General features: G+C 65.1%; 6 protein-coding genes. 2 read left to right on the top strand and 4 right to left on the bottom strand.

All coding sequences use genetic code 11. The annotated features are described in order from the left end of the window. The first annotated feature begins 318 nt into the window (after positions 1-318). The gene (locus tag K789_RS0110955; RefSeq protein ID WP_024366795.1) at positions 319-993 is read left to right on the top strand and encodes a metal-dependent transcriptional regulator; all 675 of its coding nucleotides are present in this window, start codon (positions 319-321) and stop codon (positions 991-993) included. A 163-nt stretch (positions 994-1,156) separates the two neighbouring features. Here the strand turns inward: K789_RS0110955 and K789_RS0110960 are convergent, their stop codons facing one another. The 3 genes from K789_RS0110960 to mobC are packed head-to-tail and all read right to left on the bottom strand — an operon-like array spanning position 1,157 to position 4,430. Then, positions 1,157-2,389 (bottom strand): hypothetical protein, encoded by a 1,233-nt coding sequence (locus tag K789_RS0110960; protein WP_024366796.1) that lies wholly within the window; start codon positions 2,387-2,389, stop codon positions 1,157-1,159. A 29-nt stretch (positions 2,390-2,418) separates the two neighbouring features. Further along, a complete protein-coding gene (locus K789_RS0110965; protein ID WP_024366797.1) occupies positions 2,419-4,035 on the bottom strand; it encodes a relaxase/mobilization nuclease domain-containing protein in 1,617 nt (538 codons plus the stop codon). A 2-nt stretch (positions 4,036-4,037) separates the two neighbouring features. Next, positions 4,038-4,430 carry a plasmid mobilization relaxosome protein MobC gene (gene mobC / locus K789_RS22890; RefSeq protein WP_024366798.1) on the bottom strand — a complete coding sequence of 131 codons (393 nt, stop codon included), beginning with the start codon at positions 4,428-4,430 and terminating at the stop codon, positions 4,038-4,040. Positions 4,431-4,651: 221 nt separating this feature from the next. On the opposite strand from mobC, the gene K789_RS0110975 reads away from it, so the two are divergent. Next, entirely contained in the window at positions 4,652-4,951 is a 300-nt protein-coding gene (locus K789_RS0110975) for a hypothetical protein (RefSeq protein ID WP_024366799.1), read from the top strand. A 572-nt stretch (positions 4,952-5,523) separates the two neighbouring features. On the opposite strand, the gene K789_RS0110980 is transcribed toward K789_RS0110975, so the two are convergent. Continuing rightward, a complete protein-coding gene (locus K789_RS0110980; RefSeq protein ID WP_024366800.1) occupies positions 5,524-6,876 on the bottom strand; it encodes a ParB/RepB/Spo0J family partition protein in 1,353 nt (450 codons plus the stop codon). Positions 6,877-7,379 lie beyond the last annotated feature (503 nt).

Consider the following 7,379-nt stretch of genomic DNA (forward strand, 5'->3'; position numbering starts at 1 on the left):
TGGCCGGCATGGTTGGTCATCGCCGCGGGGCTCGTCCCCGATGTCCGGCCTCCCGTCGCCGAGCCGGTGCCCGACGGCGCGGCCGCCCCTCCGCCGCTTCCGCCCCCGCCATGCTGGTCATGCCCGCCGGACGCCTGAGGCAGTAGCGCGGAAAAGGCCGGGACTGCGGCGAAAGCGGCCGCGCCGGACAGCATGGACCGCCTGCTCGGCAACGTCTCCGAGAGTTTTTTCGGCATGCCGATTCCTTGTCACTTCGTAGCGCTAAGAAAATTGTTCGTTAAGCCTAACATTCTGCTCCGGCTTGGTACCCTTGATGGCATGCCGGTTTCTGATTTGTCCTCTACAGCCCAGGATTACCTGAAGCTGATCTGGTCCGCCACGGAGTGGTCTGCAACCCCCATGACCGTCGGCACAATGGCTGAACGTCTGGGCGTCAGGCCCTCCACCGCGTCCGACGGGATCAAGAAACTGGCCAGGCAGGGCCTCGTGACCCACGCACCATACGGGAGCATCGAACTCACCGACGCGGGCCGGGGCCACGCCGTGGCCATGGTCCGCCGACACCGCCTCCTGGAAACTTTCCTGGTCCAGACGCTCGGCTACAGCTGGGACGAGGTCCACGACGAGGCCGAAATCCTGGAGCACGCCGTCTCCGAGAAGCTGATCGAACGTATTGATCAAAAGCTCGGACATCCGACACGGGACCCGCACGGCGACCCGATACCCACCGCAGACGGTCGTCCGCACCTGCCGTCGGGAACGCGGCTCTCCGCCGCAGACATCGGCCGGACGATGGCAATCACCCGGATTTCCGACGCGGATCCACAGATGCTGCGCTACTTCACCGAACTTGGCCTCGCGCCGGACACAAGGCTCTCCGTTCGGGAACACCGTCCATATGCGGACGTCACCACCATCCGTCTGCAGGGACGAGACCGGGACATCGACCTTGGCGCGTCGGCGTCGGAGGCGATCTGGGTCGTCGCGGTGTAGCAGTACGGAGGGAGGACTCATCCGGCTTGAAGCATTTCCAACCATCAGAGGTGTGGATACCTCCACCACCACTTACTGCGGCGGCGGGGGTCGCTACCGATAAGTCACCTAAGCGGGCAGAGCCGGAAGTCCCCGTGAGTGCCAAAACGGGCCGGGAAACGGCTTAGCGGGAGGGACCGCTCTTAGCCCGATCAGCACCCATTGTTGCCCCTGTGGGGGTCTTTTTGGCCTTTGCTGCGCCCTTGCCCATGGTGACGGCTGCGCTGGGGTGTGTGCCCTCGCTGCGTTCTGCGGCGGCGCGTCCTCGGACTTGGGTTTCGTTAGCTCCGGTACTTACGAGGGATGCGGCGAAAGCTTCCTGGCGTTCCGCTGAGCCGTAGTCGGTTGCTGACGTGCTTTCCGTTTTGAGGCCCTGGTCTTTGAGGCGGCGGCTGAGGTTGCCGGTGACGCGGTTCTCGATCTCGCGGCCGACGCTTTCCATGCGGGCGAAGAGTTCCTTTTCGGCTCGTTCGTACCGCTGTTCCACGGGCGTCCGTTCGGACCCCGTGAAGCCTCCCTCTGCCAGGAGTTTGGCTTCGTGCATGTCCTTGGCGGCTTTCACGAACGCGGGATCCTCGAAGTGTGAATCTCCGGCGCCGTTGACGTTCGCTGTGGTCTCTTTGCGGAGCTGGTCGATGTCGGGGCCGTTGATCCCGTCCTTGCCGATGAGGAACAGGCGTTCCTGCACGGTGGCGTCCGCGGCCGCCACTGCTGCGGGCGTCTTGGCCGTGCGTGCAATCTGCAATGCCTGGGCCAGCTCGGGGTTGGCCAAGTATTCGGCTGGCACCTGGTGGCGTTCCATTTCCGGTGCAAGTGTCGCGGCCTGGGCGCGGAGTTCTTCGGCACGGGCAGCAGCGAGCAGGCCCATGGCCTTCTCCTGTTCGGCGGCCGCCGCGCGTGCCTCTTCCTGGCTGCGGTCCAGTGCGTCCTGCCGGGCCTTGTCCGTCGCGGCATTCTGGACATCTGACTCCAGATATCCAGAGTCCTTGCCGGCCTCGCGGGTGTCGATGCCGTAGCGGGTGAAGACTTCCTGACGGATCTTTTCCGAGGCCGCCAGGGCGGTCGGGTCGTGGTCTTTCCAGCCTTCAGCGACGGCGTGGGCCGTGGCGATGTCGTGGGGCTGGGCCTTGTCCCACCACTGGTCCTTATTTACCGGCGCCAGCGCCGCTCGCGCTGCGCTGCGCTCTGCCGTGAGGCGGGCCTGCGCTTCGTGGGCTGCCTGGGCATCCTGGTGTTCCTGCTGCCGCTGGGACTCCTGCCGGCGACGGGCCAGCGTCTCTGCAATGCGGGACGCGATCATCAGGGACTGCCGCATTCCGCCGTCCAGCAACTCGTCCATTCCGTCTGATTCACTCATCGTGCTCCCCTTGCAGTTGGTGGTGGTCTTTATCGGTCAAGTACGGGGCCCGAATCCCGGCCCGTGCGCTGGTGGGTTTTGGCCGGCGGTGATGTGCTCGGCACCGCTGACCCTGGACGGATGGGCGCCATGCCACGCAGTCCAAGTTCTACAGAGTTCGAGGCCGCTGCCTGTTCCGGCGCACCCACGGTGACCGGTCGGGGCATGGTCGCCGCGAACGGTTTCAGCTGCTCTGTGACGACGGCCCGGAGCCGCTGCGCTTCACGGGTACGTCCGGACTGTAGGTGCATTTCGTGGATAGCGAAAGCAGTGTTCACCAGCTGCAGCATGAGCGCCGATTGGGCGGCCGTCTTGCTCTTGCTGGACGCGGCCATGAACAACATCGCAGTGCCGGCAATGGACGGCAGGGCAACGGGCTTGCTGTGCTGCCGTGGGGCCCGGAGCTGGGCGGTGCGGGACAGCTCGGCGGCGGCGGCCGCCAGCGGACCCGGCGTCAGTTCGAGCCGGTGGGACCATGCCGCGAACGCGCCGGATACCTCCCTTGCTGCTTTCGCCCAGGTCGCGTGATCATCACGGGGCAGGGTGCGCAGCTGCTCAACCAGTGCGGTCGCGTTCCGCGTGTACTCGACCCACATTTCCGCCGGTGGGGTTCCGTTCTCGGGACCGGTCCTGGACACGGTGCGCCTGTTGCGGGCGGCTGCGTTCCATTCCGCTGCGGCCTCGGTTGCCAGGTGTGGTGAGTCCATCCACTCTTCACGCAAAGCACCGAGCTTCAGGTCGGAGGCGAGGGTGCCGCCGCCGAACCAGATGGGCCGTTCGCCCTGCTTCGGGCGTTCGGCCACGGAGTACCCAACGATGACGTCGGTCGTGTTCTTCGCATAGCGGGGACGGACCAGCATCCCGGTGTCGCGTGCGCGCCGGACGAACTCCCCTTCGGTCGCGGAAGAGCTGGCGCTGGCGCGGACTTCCCGGGCCAAAGAGGAGCGGTGCATTTCCCGCTCGTCCCGGACAGCGGTGGCTTTCTCGGCCCGGTCGTAGCCGCGGGTGGCGTGCACGGTGGAGAGCTGCTCCAGACCGTACTTAACTTCCAGCTCACGGCACGATTCCTGAGCCCTCTTGTAGTCGCCGTGCGTGGATGCCTTGGTGCCGTCTTCGCGGACCAGGGAGACGGCCAGGTGGATGTGATGGTTGCCGTTCTCACTCGTGCCGTGGTTGACCGCAACCCACCGGCAGCGCGCTTTGCCGCTGCTTTCGGTGAAGCCCATGGAGTCCACGAAATCGTTCGCGATATCGCCCCACTGCTGATCCGTCAGGGCGCCTTCTTCGGCGCGCAGGCTCAGCGAGCAGTGCCACACGCTGGCGTCCTTGTAGCCGACGTGGACGCGCTCCTTCTTGGCCGCATCCCACTGCATGTCCTTGATCTGAACCGATACGCCATAAGCCCTGCGCGGACGGTCCAGATGCTTGGCAATAGCAAGCGCATCGTCACGGTCCAGGACACCGTCGTCGTACCACGCCATAATCGCAGCGTCCCCTGCTACCAGGTGCGGATCAGAGTGTGCGTTCTTCGTCTTGTTGGCATCCGTGGAAGCCAGGTAAACCATGAGCCCGCCCATGCGCGAACCGCGGGTGATGTTCGGAATCATCCCTACATCAACCCGTCAATGGCATCGTCAATGCGCATCGCAACCGAGCGGATGTGCTTCAACGCTTCGTGCGCCTCGGCGGGGAACTCGCTCGTGGCGTTGGCCTGGCGTGCGAGCTGGTTGATGTTGTTCGAAGAACGCGCCAGCAGATTGTGCAGCGACATCAGTTCCGCGATAGCGGCACGCCGTTCGGTCGTCGTCTCCTGGGTCTCGGACAATGCCGAAGTAATCAGCAGCTTCGGGACGGTGACTTTCTCCCGCTCAGCCCTTGCAACGAGCGCGGCTTCCTCTTCCACAGTGACCCACAGGTCACGGCGCTTCTTGCTGCCGGCGGGAGTGTTCTCCCGACGTCGGCGCGACAGATTGAAACGGTGAGCGAATCCCTCATCCGACATTCAATCCATCCCTTCAAAGGCCCAGCGCAGCGACCCCGGAAACGGGGACCACACTGACCAGTGTGCCGCACTCGACCGCCAGTGTCGAGCGCGACAAGCTATTTACACCCGTGTAAGTGTATAGCTTGCTCCGGAAGGTCGTCTTCGGCGGTTTTTTCGCCTCGCGTGCGGTGCATCGGAAACCTGCCTCCTGCTGTCAGCGTGGCCGGTAGGGTTTGGGTATGGACATCAACGACATTGCCGCAAAAGCCGCCGCGAAGATCGACGCCGCCAGGGACACCAAAGTCAACGCCGTCAAACAGGCCGCAGCAAGCGGCCTCTCGGTTCAGGAAGCAGCGCAGCTGCTCGCTGCCGCGGAACAGAAATACGCCAAGGACTACCAGGCTGCCCTGCGCGCCGAGTGGACTGAATCCGACCTGCGTGGCTTCGGACTGGACGCCCCGACCAAGAAGGCCGGCGGGCGTCCGCGGGGCCGGAAAGGCGCGCAAGAGTCAGCTCCGGCCGCGGGCGTCTCCGAGTAGTAACCCCTCGCCCACATGGGCACGGCAAAAGCTATTTCCTACGGGCTTTTCCCGCGCACATCTGGACGACGGGACCCACCTGACCGTCTGCACACAACCACCACGTCACCATCCCCAGCGCACGTCCCCCTGGGTGAGCGGTGGCCGTGCACAGTCTCCGTATGGGGCGGCCGACTCGGAGACAGTCAAAGGAAGACCACTGAGCCGTAGGAACTGCACCGCCCAGGTATAGAGCCGGTCTCCGGTTTGCCGTCCGGGTGCGTTTGGTTAAACAGAAAAGGACCGGCCTGGTGGCCGGTCCTTTTCTGCTCCTCGGACAAAGGAAGTCTGTGATCCAACTTAGCTGAATGTTGTACCGGCGCTGAACGGCTGACGTGTCATTGTATCGCCGGAGCCGCGGCACTTGGATGGTTCCGGGAGGTCGCGTCAAACGGCGGTCTGCTGCCGGTGAGTGGCTGCTGTGGTTCGCACCGTGCGGCGGACCGCCCGACCTCTGGAAGGTTCCTGACCCTCATGCGCTGAGTGGCCGGGGGCCTTGCCGGGCGGCTGGGGCTCCGCCCGGCAAGGGGCTCTTATGCGGCTGCGTGTTCCTGGGCGGGGGCGGCGCTGTCGAGGATGATCTGCTCGACCGGACTGGCCGTATACCCCCAGGCAATGAGCCGGGTCAGGTAGTCGATGTGGCGGATGCTCGGTGACCGCCATGAGTCCTTGGCGATGGTCTTCTCATACCCTGCGCAGACCAGCGCGATCAGGGATACCTCGGGCCGTACCGTGGACCTGGCCACGTGGTCCCGCAACGGGTTCCAGCCCCAACGATCCGAAGTCTCCCCCGTCTTGGCTCCTGCCATCTCGGCGGCGACGGTCCCCTCGTAACCGCTGGCCGCTTCGGGATGGTGGGTGATGGCGTGAACGGTGAAGTGCTGCCAGCCCTTGGGCGGCTGCTTCTTCGCCAGCAGCGACTTCACAAAGTCGCGCCGGACCACAGTTGCCGACTGCATCAGCTTGTTGTTTTCGATCAGGGTTTTCCGCTCGGCCTTCTGCTCCTCCGTCATCGGACCCTTGTTCGCCGCTGACGCGCCGTGGCCGCTGTACCGGAGCGTGAAACCCAGCTCCTTCCATCCGGCCACGACCGGGACGGTGGAGTGATGGCCGTTGTAGGAGGAGGCGATGTGCACGGCGTTGGCGTCCTCCTCGGTGGCCGGTTCCCCGTCTGCCCGGTTCAGCGAGGACACCCGGACGTTCTCACTGTCCGCGTCGTATCCGGCCCGTTCCACCACGGTGGTCCCGGCGGCTTCCAACTCTGCGGTCAGCGCCGCGAGGGCGGCGGCACGGTCGCGGCGGTCCCGCAACTGCTGGGTGACGTGGGCGAGCATGTCCGGTTCATCGGCGATGACCGATTCCAGCTCCTCCACCGCGTCACCGTCAGTGGCAAACTCGGCCAGAATCAGGGCCGCTTCAATCGTGTACCCCTTGCCCAGCGCGGCGGATCCGGCGCTCGAGGACTTGGCTTTCAGCGCCCCTTCCACGGTCGTCTTCGTCCGTCCGGTCTTCTTCGCGATCGTCGCGGCTGACACGCCGATCAGGGACAGCTGGTGGTAGGCGTCGGCCTCGTCCGCTTCGGTCAGTTCTGCGCGCTGGATGTTCTCCACGACCTGCGTCACGATGCGCTCGGCTTCCTCCGGGGACTCGATGATCATCACCGGGATGCTGTCGCGCCCGGCTTCAACAGCGGCGCGGGTGCGGCGCTGTCCCATCAGGACATGCACCGTCCCGTCGTCCTTGCGGTGGGCGATGACGGGTTCCATCACGCCGTGTTCCTTGATGCTGGCGATGAAATCGGCGGTCAGGGCGGCGTCTTTGCGGACGTTGATGTCCACGGTCAAGGTGGCCGGGTCGAGCATTTCGAGGGTGGGTGTGGTGTTCATGGTGTTGCTCCTTCTTGTCCGAGAAGTTGGGTGGGTGGGGCGGCTTAGGTGACCGGCCAGCTCCCCTGCTCCCCCGTTGTTTTTTTGTTGCTGGCAAGCTCGCTTGCTCGGCGGCCGACGGAGGCCTGTCTACCGCAGGCAAGGGGAAGGAAATTCCTGGAGGAAATCAGCGACGCAGGAGCGCCGGAGGGACATTTCCTGCACCGCAGGCCCCGACGGAGAAGGGGCTGGACGGGCTGGAGCGGACGCCTAGAATCCGCAGGACAGCAATACAAAAACGTCGCAGACATAGACAGGGCCAGGGCGTCCGGAGCCCTGCGACGGAGGCACTGGACCCAACAGCCGGCCGCGCCAGCGGACGCCCAAACAGGGGTGAGCGTTTCGAACCATTTATAGGCACCCCCGGGATCTGCTCCTGGTGTGCTGCGGCCGGCTGGCCGCGCCGCTCTGGCTCCCGCGCCTGAGCCTGCGGTTGGCGGTCCGCCGCCGGTAACCAGAAGCGG

Origin of the sequence: Arthrobacter sp. TB 26 (assembly GCF_000427315.1) — a bacterium.
Classification (GTDB): Bacteria; Actinomycetota; Actinomycetes; order Actinomycetales; family Micrococcaceae; genus Arthrobacter.

Bases quoted from the DNA above. Each gene is read 5' to 3' on its own strand.
- K789_RS0110960 (WP_024366796.1), bottom strand. From the start codon at position 2,389: ATGAGTGAATCAGACGGAATGGACGAGTTGCTGGACGGCGGAATGCGG.
- K789_RS0110975 (WP_024366799.1), top strand. From the start codon at position 4,652: ATGGACATCAACGACATTGCCGCAAAAGCCGCCGCGAAGATCGACGCC.
- K789_RS0110955 (WP_024366795.1), top strand. From the start codon at position 319: ATGCCGGTTTCTGATTTGTCCTCTACAGCCCAGGATTACCTGAAGCTG.
- K789_RS0110980 (WP_024366800.1), bottom strand. From the start codon at position 6,876: ATGAACACCACACCCACCCTCGAAATGCTCGACCCGGCCACCTTGACC.
- mobC (WP_024366798.1), bottom strand. From the start codon at position 4,430: ATGTCGGATGAGGGATTCGCTCACCGTTTCAATCTGTCGCGCCGACGT.
- K789_RS0110965 (WP_024366797.1), bottom strand. From the start codon at position 4,035: ATGATTCCGAACATCACCCGCGGTTCGCGCATGGGCGGGCTCATGGTT.